This window comes from Psychrobacillus sp. FSL K6-4615 (genome assembly GCF_038008225.1).
Lineage (GTDB): Bacteria > Bacillota > Bacilli > Bacillales_A > Planococcaceae > Psychrobacillus > Psychrobacillus psychrotolerans.
Window position 1 is genome coordinate 1,623,010 of the sequence record NZ_JBBOYQ010000001.1, and the last position, 21,660, is coordinate 1,644,669.

At 36.4% G+C, this 21,660-nt stretch carries 18 protein-coding genes; 11 read left to right on the plus strand and 7 right to left on the minus strand.

The genetic code is table 11. The features are described 5' to 3' along the window. Nucleotides 1–130 precede the first annotated feature (130 nt). The 4 genes from MKX53_RS07830 to MKX53_RS07845 form a co-directional block, all read right to left on the minus strand. Nucleotides 131–1,798 carry a b(o/a)3-type cytochrome-c oxidase subunit 1 gene (locus MKX53_RS07830; RefSeq protein WP_340910405.1) on the minus strand — a complete coding sequence of 556 codons (1,668 nt, stop codon included), beginning with the start codon at nucleotides 1,796–1,798 and terminating at the stop codon, nucleotides 131–133. Nucleotide 1,799: 1 nt separating this feature from the next. Then, nucleotides 1,800–2,276 carry a cytochrome B5 gene (locus tag MKX53_RS07835; RefSeq protein ID WP_340910407.1) on the minus strand — a complete coding sequence of 159 codons (477 nt, stop codon included), beginning with the start codon at nucleotides 2,274–2,276 and terminating at the stop codon, nucleotides 1,800–1,802. Between the two features lie 24 nt (nucleotides 2,277–2,300). Further along, a complete protein-coding gene (locus MKX53_RS07840) occupies nucleotides 2,301–2,423 on the minus strand; it encodes a cytochrome c oxidase subunit 2A (RefSeq protein WP_340910409.1) in 123 nt (40 codons plus the stop codon). A 198-nt stretch (nucleotides 2,424–2,621) separates the two neighbouring features. After that, nucleotides 2,622–3,074 (minus strand): chemotaxis protein CheX, encoded by a 453-nt coding sequence (locus tag MKX53_RS07845; RefSeq protein ID WP_340910411.1) that lies wholly within the window; start codon nucleotides 3,072–3,074, stop codon nucleotides 2,622–2,624. Nucleotides 3,075–3,859: 785 nt separating this feature from the next. Here MKX53_RS07845 and MKX53_RS07850 point away from each other — a divergent pair. The 3 genes from MKX53_RS07850 (at nucleotide 3,860) to rlmN (ending at nucleotide 9,466) form a co-directional block, all read left to right on the plus strand. Then, on the plus strand, nucleotides 3,860–7,450 hold the full coding sequence (locus tag MKX53_RS07850) for a dynamin family protein (RefSeq protein WP_340910413.1): 3,591 nt from the start codon (nucleotides 3,860–3,862) through the stop codon (nucleotides 7,448–7,450). Nucleotides 7,451–7,462: 12 nt separating this feature from the next. After that, nucleotides 7,463–8,287: a sulfurtransferase gene (locus MKX53_RS07855; RefSeq protein WP_340910414.1), complete on the plus strand. Its 825-nt coding sequence runs from the start codon at nucleotides 7,463–7,465 to the stop codon at nucleotides 8,285–8,287. A 99-nt stretch (nucleotides 8,288–8,386) separates the two neighbouring features. Then, nucleotides 8,387–9,466, plus strand: coding sequence for a 23S rRNA (adenine(2503)-C(2))-methyltransferase RlmN (gene rlmN / locus MKX53_RS07860; protein WP_340910416.1), 1,080 nt, complete (start codon nucleotides 8,387–8,389; stop codon nucleotides 9,464–9,466). A gap of 24 nt (nucleotides 9,467–9,490) precedes the next feature. On the opposite strand, the gene ytzI is transcribed toward rlmN, so the two are convergent. Then, a complete protein-coding gene (gene ytzI / locus MKX53_RS07865; RefSeq protein WP_094030739.1) occupies nucleotides 9,491–9,640 on the minus strand; it encodes a YtzI protein in 150 nt (49 codons plus the stop codon). A 230-nt stretch (nucleotides 9,641–9,870) separates the two neighbouring features. Here ytzI and MKX53_RS07870 point away from each other — a divergent pair, with 230 nt between their 5' ends. Genes MKX53_RS07870 through MKX53_RS07880 form a run of 3 tightly spaced genes read left to right on the plus strand, consistent with a single transcriptional unit; the run spans nucleotide 9,871 to nucleotide 12,715 of the window. Next, on the plus strand, nucleotides 9,871–10,869 hold the full coding sequence (locus MKX53_RS07870) for an ABC transporter substrate-binding protein (protein WP_093534575.1): 999 nt from the start codon (nucleotides 9,871–9,873) through the stop codon (nucleotides 10,867–10,869). 18 nt (nucleotides 10,870–10,887) lie between these two features. Then, nucleotides 10,888–11,925 carry an ABC transporter permease gene (locus MKX53_RS07875; RefSeq protein ID WP_340910420.1) on the plus strand — a complete coding sequence of 346 codons (1,038 nt, stop codon included), beginning with the start codon at nucleotides 10,888–10,890 and terminating at the stop codon, nucleotides 11,923–11,925. Next, complete coding sequence (locus MKX53_RS07880; RefSeq protein ID WP_340910422.1) at nucleotides 11,918–12,715, plus strand: ABC transporter ATP-binding protein; 798 nt, start codon at nucleotides 11,918–11,920, stop codon at nucleotides 12,713–12,715. Before MKX53_RS07875 ends, MKX53_RS07880 begins: the two co-directional genes overlap by 8 nt. Nucleotides 12,716–12,911: 196 nt before the next feature. On the opposite strand, the gene MKX53_RS07885 is transcribed toward MKX53_RS07880, so the two are convergent. Beyond that, nucleotides 12,912–14,396: a catalase gene (locus MKX53_RS07885; RefSeq protein ID WP_340910424.1), complete on the minus strand. Its 1,485-nt coding sequence runs from the start codon at nucleotides 14,394–14,396 to the stop codon at nucleotides 12,912–12,914. Between the two features lie 164 nt (nucleotides 14,397–14,560). Beyond that, nucleotides 14,561–15,823 (minus strand): threonine ammonia-lyase IlvA, encoded by a 1,263-nt coding sequence (ilvA, locus tag MKX53_RS07890; protein ID WP_340910426.1) that lies wholly within the window; start codon nucleotides 15,821–15,823, stop codon nucleotides 14,561–14,563. Nucleotides 15,824–16,042: 219 nt separating this feature from the next. Between ilvA and MKX53_RS07895 the strand changes: the two genes are divergently transcribed. The 5 genes from MKX53_RS07895 to MKX53_RS07915 all read left to right on the plus strand — a co-directional run bounded on the left by MKX53_RS07895 (nucleotide 16,043) and on the right by MKX53_RS07915 (nucleotide 21,656). After that, entirely contained in the window at nucleotides 16,043–16,807 is a 765-nt protein-coding gene (locus tag MKX53_RS07895; protein WP_340762144.1) for a DeoR/GlpR family DNA-binding transcription regulator, read from the plus strand. After that, nucleotides 16,804–18,105, plus strand: coding sequence for a four-carbon acid sugar kinase family protein (locus tag MKX53_RS07900; protein WP_340910429.1), 1,302 nt, complete (start codon nucleotides 16,804–16,806; stop codon nucleotides 18,103–18,105). Before MKX53_RS07895 ends, MKX53_RS07900 begins: the two co-directional genes overlap by 4 nt. A gap of 3 nt (nucleotides 18,106–18,108) precedes the next feature. Beyond that, the gene (pdxA, locus tag MKX53_RS07905) at nucleotides 18,109–19,122 is read left to right on the plus strand and encodes a 4-hydroxythreonine-4-phosphate dehydrogenase PdxA (protein WP_340910430.1); all 1,014 of its coding nucleotides are present in this window, start codon (nucleotides 18,109–18,111) and stop codon (nucleotides 19,120–19,122) included. 72 nt (nucleotides 19,123–19,194) lie between these two features. Beyond that, a complete protein-coding gene (locus MKX53_RS07910; protein ID WP_340910432.1) occupies nucleotides 19,195–20,571 on the plus strand; it encodes a GntP family permease in 1,377 nt (458 codons plus the stop codon). 185 nt (nucleotides 20,572–20,756) lie between these two features. Next, entirely contained in the window at nucleotides 20,757–21,656 is a 900-nt protein-coding gene (locus MKX53_RS07915; protein ID WP_340910434.1) for a DMT family transporter, read from the plus strand. Nucleotides 21,657–21,660: the final 4 nt, after the last annotated feature.

Below are 21,660 nucleotides of genomic sequence, written 5' to 3' on the forward strand. Positions count from 1 at the left end.
TACCCGGTTTTTCTTATAAAGGGAATTGTTTTTGGTATTTATTTTAGGTGCTTTTCTGTTCCTAGTGGACTATAGAAAAATGGTTAGTCTGGACATAAGTCTCGACTAACCATTTTTTAATATTTTATTGTTACCAGAATTTATAACCTTTTGAACCTGGAGGAGCATTTTGAATCATCTCAAAGACTGGAACAGTGTAAGCAAATAGGATTAATGCAATACAAATTGTTAACCAAATCTTCCAATTTTCCAACCACATTGGAGTCTTTTCCGCGTTCTCTGAAACTTCACCAACAGGGAATTCTGTTTCACCCTTAGGAGCAAACCATAATAAATTTGCAACAATATAAAGTACTAATATGATCCCGATGAAAAGAATTGTTCCTCCAACTGCTTGTGCTATTTGATAAGGTATCCATTCAGTTGCTTGTTGTGCACCACCATAAGTGGAGAAATCCGAACGACGAGGCGCACCCATTAATCCTACAACATGCATTGCACCTGACATGATCGACATTCCAAATGCCCAAACAATAGCCTGAATAATTGCTAACTTGTTCATTTGTTTCGTCAATACTCTACCCGTAAGATGAGGTATTAACCAATAAGCGGCTCCAAAGAAAGTCAGTACAACTGTCGTTGCCAGAGTTAAATGGAAATGTCCAGTTACCCAAATAGTGTTGTGTATTAATGCATTCATCTGATGAGAAGCATTAATAATACCACCAGCACCAGCAGGGATAAATGCTGCCATACCGATAAATGGAACTGTAAACCTAGCATCATTCCATGGTAGTTTTTTGAACCAACCGAATAATCCACGACCACCCAGTTGTCTTCCTCGTAACTCAAAAGTAGCGAACATAGAGAAAGCCGTTAACAATGAAGGGATAACAACCATCATTGTTAATACTACTTGTAAGAACTTCCAGAACGAATCAATCCCGGGTTCTGTCAATTGATGATGGAAACCAACAGGAATGGAGAAGAGTAAAAATAACATAAAGGAAAGCCTTGCTAATGCATCAGAGAATATTTTCCCTCCAATGATCTTAGGAATAACAACATACCAAACCATATAGGCAGGTAACAACCAGAAGTACACTAATGGATGACCGAAATACCAGAATAATGTACGAGAAAGCAATACATCAACCTTATCCACCCATCCTAATGACCAAGGAATTAGTTGGAATACTACTTCTACAGCTACTCCTAAAGAACAGATAATCCACATCGCCAAATTGACAATTACCATAAATGATAAGAGTGGGCTAGGTTGCCCTGGATTTGCTTTACGCCATTCCACATATTTCATAATCTGTGCAATAGCTACTATCCATGACCCAACTACAACTAGTGCCATACCTACGTAGAAAATCCAATGTGCTTGAAGTGGTGCGTAAAAAGTATACAATACAGAAGCTTCATTGAGTAATACCATTATGGAAGCAGCAACTGTACCTGCAGTCATTACCCAGAAACCAATCCACCCGACTAATCGTTGTTTGTCTGATAACGTACCGGATGTTTTACTAATTGCAGCAATTTGAAAACCTAATATAAAATAAGTTGTTAAGATAAGACCTAATAAAACCCCATGGATAGTTAATACTTGATAATAGCCAATCCCCCAAGGGAGTGTAAATTGACCTGAGCGGACAAGGACTTGTAATAATCCACAAAGCCCCCCGATGAATAAAGCGATAAATGCTACATATATATGAGCTAGTGCCAGTTTCCCATCGCGTCGATCAACTCTTACAAATTCTTGTGCTTTTTCTTTAATCGTTGTCATTTTACTCTACCACCTTTAACATGGACGTCATTGTGGTATGTCCTACGCCACAATATTCATTACATAAAATTAAAAATTCACCAGGTTTGTCAACTGTTGTTACATATTCCGAAACATAACCTGGCTCTAGAATCATATTAATATTAGTTCCAGCAACTTGAAATCCATGAACTACATCTTTAGTAGTTGCTATGAACTTTATGGTCGAACCTAAAGGTACTTCTATTTCTGGTGGATTATAATAGAACGCAGACGCTACAAGAACTACTTCATAATCCCACTCTTCACCTTCTACTTTATGAACTCCTGGTTTATTAAAAGGAGCTATCTCATCAACTCGCTCAGGGTCGATATAAATTTTCCCGGAAGGGGGATGGGAACCATAATGAAATGCACTAAAACCGACGATAGTTAAAAATAATACCAATGAGCTAATCCCAAATGTTAGCCACCACTTTTCATACTTATGAATATGCATAAGTCTTAAACCTCCAATTTAAATTCAAAATCTGTCTATGAATAAGTAGAATGCCAAGAACCAAGTAACTAATATAAATGCGCCAACTAAACCTACGGAATAAAGTGTCCCTTTTAAATCAGAGTCTTTTTCTTTCTTTTTCGACATTTACTTACACCTCCTTCTACTAAACTCTATAGTCTCATCATAAATATAATAGTCGTGAGATGATGTGATAAAAATCACACATACGGTTATTAACTGTGAAATATATGTGAAATCTGGTATTTTTGGAACACAATTACCTTCCTGTAATGATTTTAAGCAAAAAAAAAGAACCTTCCTATTAAAAGGAGGCTCCGTTTTCTATTCATCTATCGTTAAGATTATGGTCATTTCACCTATATTTTCAATTTCTACAGGCAGTCTAAAAGCATGTTGGAAACCATATAACCTGCTAGTACCAACAATAACAGTAGGTGGAGTAATATCAATTTCAACTCCACTTGAAGCAACGGAGGTACATAGATTACCTGCTATCATATTCCCGAGTTCACCTGTAAATGATTCGAGCATTTCACCTTCTAATGGCATTCCGAACATAGTAGCTCCAATTGCTGAAAAGGCTTCAGCCGTAGAGTCAATAATAATTCGCCCTTTAATATCACCGATGATTCCGATAAGTACGCCCATTTCCTTTTGCACAAATGGTTGAACCATCAGGGAAGGTGACTTTATATCCATTGAAATTGGTATAACTGACTTTAAGGATTGGATTGTTCCATTTAAAATTGTTTGAATATGTTTAGTAGTACTCATTTTAACCCTCCAACTAGTATAGATGTATCAATTTTAACATGTTATATAGGAAAAAAGAATAGGTATTGTAGAAATTTAAAATATACTATGGTATTATGTCAATGAGAATGAATATCAAATTCAGTTGAGAGGGCGATTATTTTGTTAGCTATTTTCATTGGATCAGCTATTTTAGTTTATGGTGGGGTAACGGCATATATTTTAAAATCTATAGCTCCTAAAGCGAAAACAATATGAAACAAAGACGAAATGACTTTATTTGTGAAAACAAGTAGAGTCATTTTTAAAAGTTTAGGAAAGTATTTAAAAATTTACGATGAACACTGTACGATTTTATCCTTTTAACTTTGACCACTCTTATCATTTAAGCGAGAGGCTACGCGAAATCTTATGATTGAGTACTACTCCCTATTTTGATCGGAGCGCAAGGCGGCGACTCAATCAGGATAGCTTGAGCTGAAGACCCCGCAGGAGCATAGCGAACGAGGAGGGTGAAGCCAAGCTTGCGGAAAGCGTCCGCCTGAAGCGGAAATCAGCAGTGGTCTTCATTCTTTCAAGTAGTCCGAGTTCTGAATTTAAGAAAGGGCAGGAAGCCGTGCCCATGGAAAGCGACCACTCGGAGCGGAAATTGACGGTATATCTACGTTTCAGTTCCTTAAGGACCGGACATCTTTTTGCTCGGTTTTTCTTATTAACTAAAAGAGTGAAAGAATATTGTTTTAGGCTTTAAAACTTTGCTATGATAGATGTACATTGTCGAATTATGAAGGAGATTAACTTTTTATATGCAGAACTCAAATGAATTACAAATGATAAAAGAACAAAATGCTTTACTAGCAACGATTTTCCAACAGAATAATGATGATGAACGCTATCGTAAGTCTAAATTATTTGCAGGAAAATTAGAAAAAGGCACATTTACTATCGCTTTTGCAGGTCACTTTTCTGCAGGGAAATCTAGTATGATTAATGCCTTAGTTGATGAGCAAATACTGCCAACTAGCCCGATTCCAACCTCTGCAAATATTGTGACGGTTCAAAATACAGAAGAAAATTATGCTCTTGTTCACTTTGTGGATCAACCACCTGTTAGATTTTCAGGGGAGTATGATATTCAATTAGTAAAAAAATATTCAAAAGACGGAAGTAAAGTATCTCAAATTGAAATAGGACATGCTGGGTCTAATCTTCCCAAAGGAATTACTATAATGGATACTCCTGGAGTTGACTCGACTGATGATGCACACCGCATTTCCACCGAATCTGCCCTTCATTTGGCAGATATTGTTTTCTATGTGATGGATTACAATCATGTTCAGTCTGAGTTAAACTTTCAATTTACAAAGCAATTACTTCATTATAATGAGAATGTATATTTAATCGTAAATCAGGTAGATAAGCACAGAGAAGAAGAACTACCATTTGCAGCTTATAAGCAATCTGTTACAGATGCATTTAAATCGTGGTCGGTTGATCCGAAAGGAATATTTTATACAAGCCTAAAAAATAAAGATTTCATACATAATGATTTTCCGCAAGTTCAACAAATCGTTACTAGTTCTATTGAAAATAAAGAGGATTACTATCTTACACTGGCCCAGGCAACGCTAGAAAAGTTAAAAGATGAGCATTTACATTTTTTAGAGGATGAAAAAGCTACTTGTTTTGAAGCCTTTGAAAGTCAGCTAAGTGAAGAAGATTGGAATAATAAAGAGGATATCAAAGAACAATTGGAACTAGCTCAAACGCAAGTAAAACTTCAAGATGTTACGCTTTGGAGAAAAACATTTGAAGAACTTCGAAAAAACATACTTGAAAATGCTTCTATAATGACGTTTGAAATGCGTGAAGCTTTAAAGTCTTATGCAGAAAGTAAGCAACCTACATTTAAAGTTGGATTTTTGGGTAGTAAAAAGAAAACTGAAGAAGAAAGACAAAGTAGACTTAACGAAATTATTAGCATGTTAGAAAAAATAATTTCTACCAATATAACTTCTCATATGAAATTGTTAATGAAACGTATGTTAAAAGATGTTTCCTTATTAACAGAAGAAAAAATCCATCAGATTGATGAAATTCAGTTTGCTATTTCTCCTAGTCTGATTGAAAATTCTCTTCACGAAGGTGCAAGTACGACTGGTAATGCGATTCTAAATTTCGCCAATCGAGTTACAGAAGCGGTAAATCGTTACTACATCAACCAAACAGATGTATGGAAAGAAGAAAGTATACATTATATAGAAGAAAGTCCGTTGGAAGATGAGGACCAAATACTATCAAAAACAGCGGAGCTCAATGAAAAGAGGCTAGCTATTCAATCATTGGAAGAAATAGATACACGAATAGAAACATTTGAAAAAAACGTCACTACTCCTTCGTTGCCAATTAGAAAAGACAGAGATAAATTATTAAAAAGCTGGGAACAAGAACGACTTCAATTTGAAGGTTCTATTACAGATTATGAAGAACAAGCGCATACTACGGAGCAACCTATTGTAAATGTAGCAAAGGAAGAAGAAGTAAAGGACGAAGAAGTTCTTCTCTCCGCGGAGGCAGTAGTGAGTCGTGCGAAAAGAATTGGTGAAGTATTAGCAGAATTACCTGCTTTTGAAGAAGCTGCTGCAACGATAAAAAGAAAAGCTTTACGAGTGGAAAATCAACAATTTACTATCGCGTTATTTGGTGCATTTAGTGCCGGGAAATCTAGTTTCTCTAATGCTTTAATGGGGGCAAATGTGCTGCCGGTTTCACCAAACCCTACAACCGCAGCTATTAACAAAATTCATCCTGTGTCTGAAAATCATTTACATAATACTGCTGATGTAGTGTTGAAATCAGAGGGGCAAATTTTAGAAGATGTGAGTTATGCTTATGAGCAGCTTGGAATAACTGTCCATACATTAGAGGAAGCTTTTGAAAAAGCTAGTACGGTTATGCAAGAGAAGGTAGCTGAAGAGGTACACAAATCATTCGTTACTGCATTTTATAAAGGATATCCAACATTTAAAGGGCAATTTGGAAATGTTCTGCATGTTTCTGGAGATGAATTTGGCCAATTTGTAGCGGATGAATCGAAAAGCTGTTTTGTAGATTTTATTGATTTTTATTATGATTGTGAATTAACGAGACTAGGTGTGACATTAGTAGATACACCTGGAGCAGATTCGATTAATGCGAGACATACCGGAGTAGCTTTTGACTATATTCGGAACGCTGATGCTGTATTGTTTGTTACTTATTTCAACCATGCATTTTCAAAAGCAGACCGTGAGTTTTTAATACAGCTGGGAAGAGTAAAAGATGCTTTCGAGTTGGATAAAATGTTCTTTGTTGTTAATGCCATCGATTTGGCAGATTCAGAAGAGGAGGCCAATTTAGTAAAACAATACGTCCAAGATGAACTACAACGTTTTGGTATTCGTTTCCCAAGAGTTTACGGGGTATCTAGTTTACAAGGGTTAAAAGAGAAACTCGATGGATTATCATTGCATGAAGGAATGCAACAGTTTGAAGAATCTTTTCATCATTTTCTTGAAAAGGATCTGAAGCAAATCTCTATATCTGCTCTTGAAGAGGAAGCAACTCGTCAACAATCGAAACTACTTGGCTTAATAGAACAGACGGAAGTAAATCTGGCCCGAAAAGACCAACGTCTAGTCGAGCTTCGAAATCAAGAACAAAATATTCGTAAACGCTATACAAATTCTAAATACACACAGATTGCAAAAGATGCTAACCAGGAGCTAGATACACTACTCTATTACGTATTACAACGTGTATATTATCGTTTCAATGAGTTCTTTAAAGAGGCATATAATCCATCATTATTTGCAAATAAATCCGCATCAATTGCATTGGACATTGCTTTAAAGGATATTCTTAAAATGATACGTTTTGATATCGAACAAGAAATGCGGGTCTCCAATTTCCGTATATTGCAATATATTCAGCAACAAATCCTGCAACTAGAAAAAGAAGAAATACGCGTACTAAAAGATTTGAATTCAAGCTTTACATTTAGTCCACATGAAGTTACCGAGAGAGAATTACTAGATTTTGTAGGACCATTTGAAAGCATTACTAAATATGAGCATGTAAAATCCTATTTTAAAAATTCCAAGAGCTTTTTTGAGAATAATGAAAAAGAAAAATTACGTGATACTTTATCCGATGAATCCAAAGTGGAGGCAGATCAATACCTATCGAATGAAAAAGAACGTTTAGGAATGTGGATAGAACAATACTCGGATATTGAATCGGAGGCTCTACGTTTGAAGTTACTACAAGAATCGATTACGCAAATTGATGCGGAACGAAAATTATTAGAGCAGGAACAAACACTTCATTTGTGGAAGTCAGTATATGCGCAACTATAAAGGAGGGCTTAAATGGCAAAAGTATTTATTGAATTAGGAGAGATTTTAGAGAATAATCCCCGTTTTATCGATACTCGCTTTGATCTTGGTGAAAAAGGTGCGGGTCGTCAAATGTATAACAAGGGACATATAGAAGGTGCAGTATATTGGGATTTGGAAGAAGATTTATCAGATATGGGCAGTCAAGATGGTCGTCATCCAATGATTTCGAAGGAAAAAATGACAAGACTGGTTCAGCAAGCTGGTTTAAAATTAGATGATTATATAGTAATTTATGATCAAGGAGCTACACCTTTTGCGTTACGTGCCTATTTCTTATTGGAGTGGGCAGGATTTAAACATATATATGTATCCCGTTCCGGCTACGAAGAGTTGAAGGGCAAGTTACCAGTTTCTAACATGGAGTCTGTCCTACCACATACTTCAACAATCCCTGAATGGAACAACGATAAGTTACTGACAATGGCTGAAGTAAGGAAAGTTGTAGCACAGGAAAAAGAGGGTCAATTAATAGATGCAAGATCAAATGTACGCTATAAAGGTGAAAGTGAACCAATCGATTCAATTGCGGGGCATATCCCATCAGCTATAAATTTTGACTGGGAGCAACTGAAGAAAAACGGGAAATTCCTAGAGCAGAAAGAATTAAAGGAAAAGTTAAGTCAATTAGCTCCAATTGACAAACCTGTGATAGCTTATTGTGGTAGTGGCGTTACAGCTGCGCCTTTGTATGGTTGTTTGAAAGAGGCAGGCTATGAAAATGTTCAGCTATATGTTGGTAGCTACAGTGATTGGATTAGAGAAAATGAAGTAGAAATAGATATGACACAAGCATAATTATATCTTTTTAACCTTTTTTCCAGTATAATAAGTTGTCTTGGGTAAATAACTATAGTATAATAGGCAAATTGTATACGCATGAAATGAGGGCTTATAATGAAAAAATCTATATATGGTCTAACAAGAGATCAGTTAATCGAATGGCTAATGGGTCAAGGCCAAAAAAAATTCCGCGCAGAGCAAGTTTGGGACTGGTTGTACATTAAACGTGTACAAAGCTTTGCAGAAATGACCAATGTAAACAAGGAATGTCTTCAGATTTTGGAAGAAAATTTTGTTATACAGACGTTAAAGGAAAGTGTTAAGCAAGAATCTGCAGATGGCACCATTAAATTCTTATTTGAAATGCAAGATGGTAATTTAATCGAAACTGTTCTAATGCGCTTTAAATATGGTCTTTCCGTGTGTGTGACCACGCAGGTAGGTTGTAATATTGGATGTAGTTTCTGTGCAAGTGGATTACTTAAAAAGAGCCGTGACCTTGACGCAGGAGAAATTGTGGAACAAATCATGAAGGTGCAATTCCATTTGGACCAAATTCAAAAGGAAGAACGTGTCAGCCATATCGTTGTTATGGGTATCGGGGAGCCGTTTGATAACTATAAAAACTTGATGAACTTCCTACGTACTGTAAATGATCAAAAAGGACTTGCTATTGGTGCTCGTCATATTACAGTATCAACAAGTGGTCTTGCTAAGAAAATTATGGATTTTGCGGAAGAGGATCTTCAAGTAAATCTTGCAGTTTCATTGCATGCTCCTAATGATGAGCTTCGCTCGAGAATTATGGTTATCAATAAGGCATTCCCTATTGAAAAAGTAATGGCAGCTGTAGATTATTATTTAGAGAAGAAAAATCGTCGTATTACTTTTGAATATATACTACTCAAAGATGTAAATGACCATGTAGAAGAAGCACTTCAACTTGCTAAACTTCTAGAAAACAAACGTCATCTTTCGTATGTGAACTTAATCCCATACAATCCAGTAGATGAGCATGGTCAATATCAACGAAGTGATGAAAAATCGATTAGTGCTTTCTTCCAAACATTGAAAAACAAAGGGATTAATTGTGGTGTTCGTATGGAGCAAGGTAGTGATATCGACGCTGCATGTGGTCAATTAAGAAGTAAACAAATTAAAAAAGATAAAGATAAAGTAAAAGTAAACAATTAAATTGTGCATGAATGAAAAAACGCATTAGCCATTATGGCTATGCGTTTTTTTATCGTCTTTTTCAGGTAAATCATCAATTGTATGCTTAAATGCGTACCCTTTATTAATAGTGAAAATAGTGAGACCTAATACTATTAAGAAAATAAAAATACTAATAATAATTACAGTAGTCATTTATATACCTCCTAATTCGGATTATTAGTTATATCATAGCAGATTTAATATACATCGTAAGGGTTTTAACCTTAAAGGCAATAAGTAAAAAATAGCAGCATACAAATTAAATTAATTAATAATTCATAATGTTATTGACTATTATTCTTATCCGGTGTAACATTGCTTTATCGTAATACTTTAGCGAGTTGAATCGCTGATGTATTGAATGTAAACTGGGGGTATTAAAGATGGGAAAAACAAAGAAAAAGTTTGGTATGGTATTATCCGCTGCTGTTTTACTATTAGCTGCATGTGGTACAGATGATTCTGCTGCAACAAAATCCACTTCTGTAAAGTCTGACGATAAAGAAGTATTTAAAATAGGTGTTACTCAAATTGTAGAACATCCATCATTAAATGCAGCTTACGAAGGATTTCAAAAAGCCATTGAGGATGCAGGACTCGAGGTCGAATATCAATATGAGAATGCTCAAAATGATAATAGTCTAAACTCAACTATTGCTAATAATCTAGTAAACTCAGGAGCCGATTTAATATTTGCCAATTCAACGCCTAGTGCTCAAGCAGTTGCGGCTCTTACAGAGGACATTCCAATTGTATTTACTTCTGTAACTAACGCTGTTGATGCTGAACTTGTAGATTCAATGGAAAGCCCAGGTGGAAATGTAACTGGAACAGTTGATACACAACCTGATGCGATTCCAAATACTATTGCATTTTTGAAAAATGAGTTAGGTGCAAAGAATGTTGGTATGGTATTTAATGCAGGAGAGCAAAATTCACGTTCATCTGTAGATGCAGTAAAAGAAGAAATGGCCAAAGTTGGTCTAAATGTAGTAGAAGCTTCCGTTTCAACATCAGCTGAAGTGAAGCAAGCAACTGAATCTTTAATAGGGAAAGTTGACTCCTTATATATCATCACTGACAATACGGTTGTTTCAGCTCTTGAATCCGTAGTAGATGTTGCTAATGAGCATAAGTTACCGATGATGGTAGGCGAGTTCGATTCTGTTAAACGTGGCGGATTAGGTGCATATGGCTTTGAATTTTATGATATCGGTTATGAAGCTGGAGAAATGGCTGTTAAAATCTTGAAGGGTGAAAGTAAACCAGCTGATTTGGCCGTTCAATATCCACAAAATTTGAAATTTGTTTTAAACAAAGATACTGTTGATGCCCTTGGAATAGAAGTAAAAGATGAATGGGAATCGGAATTTGCAGAATAGATAGGAGTTTGATGTTTTATGTTTACAGCAATCTTTGGGTCAGTTGAGCAAGGGTTTATATATGCACTTATGGCTCTCGGTGTTTATTTGACCTTCCGAGTGTTGGATTTTCCTGATTTGACGGTTGATGGAAGCTTTGTAACAGGAGCAGGAACAGCAGCGGCGATGATAGTGTTAGGCTATCATCCTGCTATTGCAACACTCGTTGCTATATTTGCAGGATTCCTAGCAGGATGTATGACAGGGTTTTTACACACGAAAGGGAAGATTAATCCACTACTGTCGGGAATATTAATGATGATTGCTTTGTATTCCATCAATTTGAGGATAATGGGTTTTACAATTGAGAATTCTGTAGGAAGACCTAATATCCCTTTGATGAATGAAGGAACTATATTTAGCCAATTTTTCAGTTGGTGGGGAAGCTTAGGTATAGATGATACTATTAATGGATTCTTAACTTCTTTAGGTGTTCAATATGTTCCTAAAACTTGGGGGACACTAGTAATTGTAGCTATTTTAATAGTTATAATAAAATTTATTTTTGATTGGTTCTTAAAAACGGAAGTTGGTTTAGCAATTCGTGCAACCGGTGATAACAAGAAAATGATTCGCAGTTTTTCAGCAAATACAGATACGCTTGTCATATTAGGATTAGGTATTTCCAATGCCCTTGTTGCATTTTCTGGAGCTTTAATTGCTCAGTATACAAAAGCTGCTGATATAGGGTTGGGTATTGGAATGATAGTAATCGGACTTGCCTCCGTCATAATAGGAGAAGCAATTTTCGGTACGAAAACAATCGTTAGAACAACTATTGCTGTAATCACTGGTGCTATCATTTATCGTATCGTTTTAGCATTAGCGCTTCGCGTAGAATTCTTGGATGCAGGAGATATGAAGCTAATTACTGCATTTATCGTAATTGTAGCGCTCATTTTACCTCAGTTCTTCGAAAAACGACGTGAAAAGAGCAGGAAAGCAAAACGACATGCATTGCGTGAATCGGAAGTCTTAGCTCTTAATAGAAGTAAGGAGAGTGAGAACCTTGCTTAAATTAAATAATATTAACAAAATTTTCAATGAGAGTACTGCAGATGAGAAAATTGCATTAGATCGTATAAATTTAACGCTAAATGTTGGTGACTTTGTTACCGTTATTGGAAGTAATGGTGCGGGTAAATCTACCATGTTAAATATGGTTTCTGGGGCATTGACTCCCGACTTTGGCCAAATTTATATTAATGGAGAAGAAGTGACAAAATTACCCGAATTTAAACGATCCAAGTTGATAGGAAGAGTGTTTCAAGATCCAATGTCTGGTACTGCACCAACCATGACAATTGAGGAAAACTTAGCAATTGCCTTTTCTAGAAATAAAAAAAGAAGCTTGAAAATTGGAGTTGATAAACAGAGGAAAGAACTTTTCCTTCACTCACTTGAAAGCTTGCATTTAAATCTTGAAAACCGATTAAACGCTAAAGTTGGACTGCTTTCAGGTGGAGAAAGGCAGGCATTATCATTGTTAATGGCTACATTTACAAAGCCTTCTATATTATTGCTAGATGAGCATACAGCTGCCTTAGATCCTTCTCGAGCAGAACTAATAACTAATTTGACCGAAAAGCTTGTCAAAAAAGATAATCTAACCACTTTAATGGTTACTCATAATATGCAGCAAGCATTAGACTTAGGTAATCGTTTGATCATGATGGATAAAGGACAAATAATATTAGAGGTTGGGGAAGAAGAGAAGAAACACTTAACCATTGAAAAGCTAATGCAAGAGTTCCAACGTATTCGTGGCCAAAAGTTAACAAGTGATCGAGCATTATTATCGTCCTAAACAACAAAAAGAGCAGCCATGGGTTGCTCTTTTTGTCTGTTTAATGAGTCACGAATAGATGAACGTTTCCTTTTCGTAAGTATTGTTCAGTTTGAGCCATTCTAGAGGGTTTTTAACTATATAAAAAAGTGGTTAGTAGTAACCTAAGTTACTACTAACCACTCTGTGAGTAAAGCTATGTTATTAAGTGGATATATTAAGCCATTGCAGCTTCGATATTGCCCCACGGAATTTCCATTGCTTCTGCAAGACCTTGTCCGTATGCAGGATCTGCTTTATAGCAGTGAATGATGTGACGAATCTTAATGAATTCTTCTACGCCGTCCATATTGCGTGTTGTGTTATCAAAAAGAACTTGTTGGTCTTCTGGACTCATCAATCTGAATAGTTTACCTGGTTGCTCATAGTAGTTATCATCATCTTCACGGAATTCCCAAATTCCAGCATCTCCATGAAGTGGTAAACGTGGCTCAGTGTACTGAGGTTGAGTTTTCCATTTTCCATAACTATTTGGCTCATAAGGTAATGCACCACCTAAGTTACCATCCACACGCATTGCTCCATCTCTATGGAAAGAGTGTACCGGGCATTTTGGTGTGTTAACTGGAATTTGATGATGATTTACACCTAAACGGTAGCGTTGTGCATCACCATAAGAGAATAGACGACCTTGTAACATTCTGTCTGGAGAGAAGCTAATACCAGGTACAACGTTAGCAGGTGTGAAAGCTGCTTGCTCTACTTCAGCAAAATAGTTTTCAGGGTTACGGTTAAGTTCCCATTCTCCAACTTCAATTAGAGGGAAGTCTTTTTTATACCAAACTTTTGTCAGGTCGAATGGATTGTAAGGCATGTTGTTAGCTTGCTCTTCTGTCATTACCTGAATGTACATTTTCCATTTCGGGAAATTGCCTTCTTCGATATTATCGTATAGGTCACGTTGGTGACTTTCACGGTCCACACCAACAACTTCAACTGCTTCTTGATCAGTTAAGTTTTCAATGCCTTGTTGTGAGCGCATATGGAATTTAACCCAAACGCGTTCATTGTTAGCATTGATCATACTGAATGTATGGCTACCAAATCCGTGCATTGTACGGTAAGATTTTGGAAGTCCTCTGTCACTCATTACGATGGTCACTTGGTGAAGTGCTTCCGGTAATGATGTCCAGAAATCCCAGTTGCTATTTGCACTGCGCATACCAGTACGTGGATCACGTTTAATAGCGTGATTTAAATCTGGGAAGTTAAGTGGGTCACGGAAGAAGAATACAGGAGTGTTGTTACCAACTAAATCCCAGTTACCTTGCTCTGTGTAGAAACGCATAGAGAATCCACGGATATCACGTTCAGCATCTGCTGCTCCACGTTCACCAGCTACTGTGGAGAAACGAACGAACATTTCAGTTTCTTTACCGATTTCTGAGAAAAGAGCTGCTGAAGTATATTGTGTAATGTCATGAGTAACAGTAAATTTACCGTAAGCACCAGATCCTTTTGCATGCATACGACGCTCAGGAATTACTTCTCTATCAAAATGTGCTAGTTTTTCTAATAACCATACATCTTGTAATAATAATGGGCCACGTGGTCCAGCTGATTGCGAGTTTTGGTTGTCTACTACAGGCGCGCCCGCTGCAGTTGTCATTTTGTTATTGTTGTTGTTTTGATTTTCTGACATTCAATTTCCCCCTAGATTAGAATATTTATAATACAAGAATCATTATATCAAACAGATTAAAATATTGCTAGAATAGAGGTGTGAAGATTTTTATACACTTTATATTAGTATATTAAAAAATGTAACATCAAACGCTATAAACGTTGATGTTACACAGGTTTTTATCATATAAGTAATTCAAATAGAGTGCTATCTTTATTTACTTCTTTGTAGGAAAACCCATTCTCATTCATACGATAAAGAATACCAGAATAGTCTTCTTTGTTTTTCAATTCGATGCCGACAAGTGCAGGTCCACTTTCTTTATTGTTTTTCTTTGTATATTCAAAAGTGGTAATATCATCATTTGGTCCAAGAACCGTATCCAGGAATTGACGTAATGCTCCTGCTCTTTGAGGGAATTTGACGATGAAATAATATAGTAACTCTTCATAGATTAATGATTTTTCTTTAATCTCTTGCATACGCCCAATATCATTATTACCCCCACTTATGACGCAAACTACAGTTTTCCCTTTGATTTCTTCCCTATAAAAGTCTAATGCTGCTACGGATAGAGCACCAGCAGGTTCAGCGATAATTGCATGCTTGTTGTATAAATCTAATATCGTCGTACAAACTTTTCCTTCCGGTACAAGAACAATATCATCCACGTACTTTTTGCTTAGTTCATAAGAGAGATTACCAACACATTTTACCGCTGCTCCATCTACAAATTTATCTATTAAATCTAGCTTAATTGGACCTCCGTTTTGGAAAGCAGCCTGCATACTTGCAGCTCCCTCAGGTTCAACCCCAATTACTTTGGTGAAAGGAGAGACATTCTTTATATAAGTAGATAGTCCAGATATTAAGCCTCCACCACCAATGCTACCAAACAAATAATCTATAGGAACATCAATATCATTCATTATTTCTACAGCAACAGTTGCTTGCCCCGCAATGATATCCGGATCATCGAATGGGTGGATGAAAATTCTATCCTCCGTATCTGCATAAGCCGTTGCACTTTCTGCGGAATCATCAAATGTATCACCGGCTAGAATGATTTCCACAAATTCACGTCCAAACATTCTCACTTGATCAATTTTTTGTGAGGGCGTGGTTAAAGGCATGAAAATCTTTGCGATGATACCGAGTTGTGCACATGCGTAAGCGACACCTTGTGCGTGGTTACCAGCACTTGCACAAACTACTCCTTTTTCCCTTGCTTCTGTCTCAATTGTTTTAATCTTATAGTAAGCCCCACGTAATTTAAAAGAGCGGACATGTTGTAAATCCTCTCGTTTCAAATAAATAGTTGCTCCATACTTTTCTGATAAATACTCGTTTTTTTGTAAGGGAGTATGATAGACGACATCTTTTAAAAACTGATGTGCAATTAGGACATTCTCCACTTGTATTGATTTCGTATCTGTTAATTGCATAAGGCGGTGTACCTCCAATTTCATTTAAAAGATTAATATAGTTTATCACACTACATCGCTAAAATGCTAGTTAATATTGATAATTCTAAATTGTTTTATAAATGGTTTAATGTTCGTTATTAACATTAAAAGTTTAAATTAAACAAAATATATTGACTTTATTGGTAGAATCGAACATAATATGTTCATAGTAAACGTTTTTATGAAAAGGAGAATTGTATGACTCCGATATTAAGAAAGAAACGCATCATTGAAGAGCTTGCCATAAATGGAAAAGTAGAAATTTTGGATTTAGTAAATTTACTAGATGTATCTGCGATGACCATTCGTCGTGATCTAGATGAACTAGAAAAACAGAAGAAATTGATAAGAACTCACGGTGGAGCTGCAATACCCGAGGCTATTATTGCCGAACAGAGCTATATTCAAAAAATTTCTGAAGCTCATCCACAAAAAGTAGAAATTGCTGAAATCGCTATAGGACTTGTAAAAGATGGTATGAAAGTTTTTCTCGATTCTGGTACTACTAATTTTGAAATTGCCAAACGTTTAAAACAGAAAATAAATTTAACAATTGTTACAAATGACATTAAAATAGCTGCAGAATTGATGGATAGCAAAGTGGAAGTCATTATGTTAGGTGGAAAAATTCAAAATGGTGTAGGGGCAGTTTTCGGAACATATGCAGAAAATATGTTAAAAGAAATCCATGTAGATATTTTGTTTTTAGGTGCCCATGCAGTTCATTCAACACTAGGCATTACATCTGCTACTTTTGAAAAAGCTTCTATAAAGAGAGAAATGATTAATAGTAGTGAATCAGTTTATCTAGTAGTGGATGCTCAAAAGTTCGGAAAGAAAGCGTTTGCTAAAATAGCGGATATCGATTGCGTGACAGCTATCATAACAGATCAAACACTTCCAGAAGAAGTAGAAGAAATCTACAGTGAAATGACTACCTTTATTAAGGGCGTGAAAAAATGAAAGTTGGAATTATTGCAGATGATTTAACCGGTGCTAATGCAACTGGAGTTCTCCTTTCTAAAAATGGGTTCAATAGTGCTACTGCAGTTTTTGGGGGAGAGGTGCCAAAAACGGGTGGTTTTACTTCCATTAGTGTTGACACAGATAGTAGATATTGTGCACCAAGTATTGCACAAAGTAGAGTGTTGAATGCGTACGAACAGCTTTCGACATGGGGGGCAAGTATTTTTTGTAAGCGCATTGATAGTACGGTACGTGGAAACCTTGGAGTAGAAACAGACACATTATTAGATGCAATAGGAAAAAATAGTGTGGCAGTAGTTGTTACATCCTATCCAGATTCAGGACGTATCGTATCTGGGGGCTATCTATTAATAGATGGTGTACCAGTTGAATCTACGGACGTTGCGAAGGATCCAATGAATCCAATTACAATCTCTCATGTGCCTACTATAATGATAGAGCAAAGTCAGTATCCAGTTTCCCACATAGGATTAGGGAGAGTTTTAAAGGGAAAAAATAGTATTCAAATGGAAATGATGAAACAAATAGAAGCTGGAAATCGGATTATTGTTGTAGATGCTGTGACAAATGAAGACATTGATCATATAGCAGAGTCGATGGCAGCAATTGAGGGAGTGGTTTTAGTGCCCGTGGATCCAGGTCCATTATCCGCATCTTATAGTCGTTTAATGGCTCATCAGCATGTCTTGACGAATAAGTTCATCGTAACGGTTGGTAGCATAACTCCTTTAACTGGAAGACAACTAAATTATCTGATAGACAAGAAAAATGCTGACCCTGTTTATGTCAATACGGAGGCATTAGCTTCTACTACTAGTACGTGGGACGAAGAAATAGAGCGTGCGATGAAGGAAGCAATCATTAAATTAGAGGATCAAGAAGTATTAATCATCACTACGTATGCACCGGGTTCAGGGAAACTAGATTTAAAAGAAATAGCTGTTAGAGAAGGAGTAACAGAAGAAAAGCTTGCCAAGCGCTTAACGGAAGGTTTGGCTAGAGTTACTCATAGTGTTATTGACCAAACAGAACATGCAATTGATGGAATGTTTTCCAGTGGTGGCGATGTGACAGCAGCTCTATGCTCTGTCAGTGAAGCGCAGGCTATTGGTTTGCAGGATGAAGTACTTCCTTTAGCGGCATATGGTCATTTTATAGGAGGAGCTTTCGATGGCATTCCTGTAATTACTAAAGGTGGCATGGTAGGGGATAAGTACTCTATTTATAAGTGTGTAAGATTCTTAACAAACAAAAAAGAAGAAGGAAGTGTTTAGGATATGACTACAGTTCGAGAAATTATTGCAATTCCTATGGGAGATGCGGCAGGTATTGGACCTGAAATTACAGTTAAATCTTTAGCAAAAGAAGAACTTTACACAATGTGTAAACCTCTAGTTGTAGGGGATGCGAATATACTTCGTAGAGCAATAGAAGTAACTGGTGTAAATTTAAAAGTTCGTGTCGTTTCATCACCAGCAGAAGGTTCCTATGAGTTTGGGACGATAGATGTAATGGACTTAGCAAATATTAATATGGAAGATTTCGTGCCAGGAGAGGTTTCGGCACAAAATGGACAAGCAGCATTTGAATTTATCAAACGCTCAGTGGAACTTGCAATGGCTGGCGAAGTTAAAGCAATTGCAACTACTCCGATCAATAAAGAATCATTAAAAGCTGCAAAGGTTCCTTATATCGGTCATACAGAAATGCTTGAAGATTTAGGTGGTGCTCCAGATCCACTAACAATGTTCCAAGTAAAAGGAATGCGTATATTCTTCTTAACAAGACATGTGTCAGTTGCAGAAGCAATTACGCAAATGACGAAAGAAAGAGTTCGTGATTATTTAAATAGATGTGATAAAGCTCTACAACGTCTAGGAGTTGAGAGTCGTAAGCTTGCAGTCGCAGGATTAAACCCCCATTCAGGGGAGGGTGGACTATTTGGTATGGAAGAAGTAGAAGAAATTAAACCAGGTGTCGAACTTGCGAAAGCAGATGGAATTGATGCCTACGGTCCAGTACCGGCAGATTCAGTTTTCTTCCAAGCACTAAATGGTAAGTATGACGCTGTTCTTTCTCTATATCATGATCAAGGTCATATCGCAGCGAAAATGACGGATTTCCATCGTACAATATCTATTACAAATGGTCTACCTTTCCTACGTACGTCTGTTGATCATGGTACTGCATTTGATATAGCGTGGAAAAACATTGCATCTGAGGTAAGCATGTACGAATGTATTAAACTTGCTGCTGAATATGCACCGAAATTTACTCGTGAATCATTATAAGTAATTAGTATAGAAGGAAAGTATTATACTTTCCTTTTTTAAAAACAGAGGATTGAAAGGGGTTTCATGGGGATGACATTAGAATTGCAAATGTTACTAGGGCTAGTAATAGGAATTACTGTTCTAATTTTACTTGTGTTAAAAACAAAAATTCATGCATTTTTAGCTTTAATCATAGCAGCATCCATTACTGGTTTAGTAGGGGGGATGGAGCCACTAAATGTAGTAAATTCGATTACTTCTGGTTTTGGTAATACACTAGCTTCAATAGGTATAGTAGTAGGTTTAGGTGTCATGATGGGTCGTATTTTAGAAGTTACTGGTGCTGCTGAAAAACTAGCGTATTCATTAATACGTTTGGTAGGAAAGAAAAAAGAAGAATGGGCAATGGCTATTGCTGGTTATATAGTGTCCATTCCGATTTTTGTAGATTCAGCGTTTGTTATTTTAAATCCTTTAGTTAAATCTTTATCACGTAAAACTGGAAAATCAGTAGTTACTCTTGGAGTCGCACTTGCAATTGGTTTGGTGGCAACTCACCATGCAGTTCCACCAACTCCAGGACCATTAGGGGTTGCAGGTATTTTTGGTGTAGATATAGGAGAAATGATCTTATGGGGCCTTATATTTGCAGTGCCAATCATTATTGTAGGTGTATTGTACGCGCAGTGGATAGGAAAACGAATCTATCAACTTCCTGAAGAAAATGGTGATGGTTTTGTTCGTAAAGATTCATCAGATATGGTGTATAACGATTTCTTAGCAGCGTCGGGTGATCGTGAAAAAGAACTACCTTCTTTATTTAAATCTTTTTTCCCAATTTTATTACCTATTATTTTGATATTCTTTAATACTACTTTATCTGCTTTAGAGATTACCGGTGGTGTATGGGACTATGTGTTGTTCCTAGGTCAACCGATAATTGCATTGGCTTTAGGATTAGTAGCTGCAATTTACGGATTGGCTAATTACATGAAGCGTGAAGAAGCATTGGAAAGAATGGAAGAAGGTATGACAACAGCGGGTATTATCTTGCTGGTTACTGGTGCAGGAGGTGCTCTAGGTACTGTTTTACGTGATAGTGGAACTGGTGATTATCTTGCTGAAATTATTGCAGGATTACCATTACCTGCAATATTAGTTCCTTTCTTCATTGCGTCTATTGTACGTTTAATACAAGGTAGTGGGACAGTTGCTATGATTACTGCAGCATCCATTTCTGCGCCAATTCTAGTAAATTTAGATGTTAACTTAGCACTTGCTGCACAAGCAGCTGCTTTAGGTGCCATGTTGTTCTCTTACTTTAATGATTCGATGTTCTGGGTTGTAAACCGTATGCTTGGTATTACTAAATTGAAAGAACAAATTCTTGTTTGGTCTGTTCCAACAACTTTAGCCTGGTTTACAGCATTAATAATGTTAGTTGTTGCAAATGCTATTGTAAGTTAAAAAGATAATACTTTTGAAAGGAGATCGCTAAATATTTAGCGGTCTCTTTTGATATTTCAATCTAGGAATAGTTGTGGAGGTATAATATACTAATGGATAATGAACACATGTTCATACATGTTTGGGACGTAAGGTGTATAGTAATTTTAGAGAATTCGTAAAAGGTTGGAAGGAAGTAATTTAAAGTGAATAAAGTTTTTAATAAATCAACTATGATGCTCCTATTCCTGATTTTTGTTTGGGGAGCCAGTTGGCCAATATATAAATTAGCATTACCATACACCCCTCCAGTAATATTTGCAGGAATGAGAGCAACAATGGGTGGATTACTATTAGCAGTAATATTATTTAAAATTAGGGATAAATTAAAGTGGCGTGAGAATTGGCGTCTGTATTGCACTTCTGCCTTATTAAATACAACTTTATTTTTTGGAATTCAAACAGTCGGGTTAAATTATTTACCGGGTGGATTATTTTCCATTCTTGTATATTTTCAACCTGTATTATTAGGGCTTTTTGCATGGATTTGGCTCGGTGAATTTATGACTCCTGGAAAGATTTTGGGGTTAGTAATTGGCTTTATCGGTATTGTTATTGTGAGCTTGGATGGTTTGACTTTCCATGTATCAGTTATTGGTGTAATTTTAGGGTTATTAACTGCTTTCTTTTGGGCTTTAGGTGTTATATACGTCAAAAAAGTAAGCAATAGAGTGAATCCATACTGGATGGTTTCCATGCAATGTATAATAGGCGGTTTTGTATTGATAGGATTCGGGAGCTTTTTCGAGGACTTTTCAGATATCGTTTGGAATAGTAAATATATCAGTGCCTTAACATATGGTTCCGTATTAGGTATACCTCTGGCACAAATAGTATATTACAAACTTATTAGAGAAGGTGAAGCAAGTAAGGTAGGTTCCTCCACTTTTATGGTACCAATTATTGCCGTCATATTAGGAGCGGTATTCCTTGATGAACCAATTACATATTTACTCATTATCGGTTTAGTTATGGTTGGCATTAGTATCTTCCTTGTAAACTATAGAAGTAAAAAGAAACTGATAGACTATAGTAATAATCGCTAATAAT

What these genes read in the sequence shown, in the direction of transcription:
- MKX53_RS07830 (WP_340910405.1), bottom strand. Translation starts at nt 1,798, where the DNA reads ATGACAACGATTAAAGAAAAAGCACAAGAATTTGTAAGAGTTGATCGA.
- MKX53_RS07835 (WP_340910407.1), bottom strand. Translation starts at nt 2,276, where the DNA reads ATGCATATTCATAAGTATGAAAAGTGGTGGCTAACATTTGGGATTAGC.
- MKX53_RS07840 (WP_340910409.1), bottom strand. Translation starts at nt 2,423, where the DNA reads ATGTCGAAAAAGAAAGAAAAAGACTCTGATTTAAAAGGGACACTTTAT.
- MKX53_RS07845 (WP_340910411.1), bottom strand. Translation starts at nt 3,074, where the DNA reads ATGAGTACTACTAAACATATTCAAACAATTTTAAATGGAACAATCCAA.
- MKX53_RS07850 (WP_340910413.1), top strand. Translation starts at nt 3,860, where the DNA reads ATGCAGAACTCAAATGAATTACAAATGATAAAAGAACAAAATGCTTTA.
- MKX53_RS07855 (WP_340910414.1), top strand. Translation starts at nt 7,463, where the DNA reads ATGGCAAAAGTATTTATTGAATTAGGAGAGATTTTAGAGAATAATCCC.
- rlmN (WP_340910416.1), top strand. Translation starts at nt 8,387, where the DNA reads ATGAAAAAATCTATATATGGTCTAACAAGAGATCAGTTAATCGAATGG.
- ytzI (WP_094030739.1), bottom strand. Translation starts at nt 9,640, where the DNA reads ATGACTACTGTAATTATTATTAGTATTTTTATTTTCTTAATAGTATTA.
- MKX53_RS07870 (WP_093534575.1), top strand. Translation starts at nt 9,871, where the DNA reads ATGGGAAAAACAAAGAAAAAGTTTGGTATGGTATTATCCGCTGCTGTT.
- MKX53_RS07875 (WP_340910420.1), top strand. Translation starts at nt 10,888, where the DNA reads ATGTTTACAGCAATCTTTGGGTCAGTTGAGCAAGGGTTTATATATGCA.
- MKX53_RS07885 (WP_340910424.1), bottom strand. Translation starts at nt 14,396, where the DNA reads ATGTCAGAAAATCAAAACAACAACAATAACAAAATGACAACTGCAGCG.
- ilvA (WP_340910426.1), bottom strand. Translation starts at nt 15,823, where the DNA reads ATGCAATTAACAGATACGAAATCAATACAAGTGGAGAATGTCCTAATT.
- MKX53_RS07895 (WP_340762144.1), top strand. Translation starts at nt 16,043, where the DNA reads ATGACTCCGATATTAAGAAAGAAACGCATCATTGAAGAGCTTGCCATA.
- MKX53_RS07900 (WP_340910429.1), top strand. Translation starts at nt 16,804, where the DNA reads ATGAAAGTTGGAATTATTGCAGATGATTTAACCGGTGCTAATGCAACT.
- pdxA (WP_340910430.1), top strand. Translation starts at nt 18,109, where the DNA reads ATGACTACAGTTCGAGAAATTATTGCAATTCCTATGGGAGATGCGGCA.
- MKX53_RS07910 (WP_340910432.1), top strand. Translation starts at nt 19,195, where the DNA reads ATGACATTAGAATTGCAAATGTTACTAGGGCTAGTAATAGGAATTACT.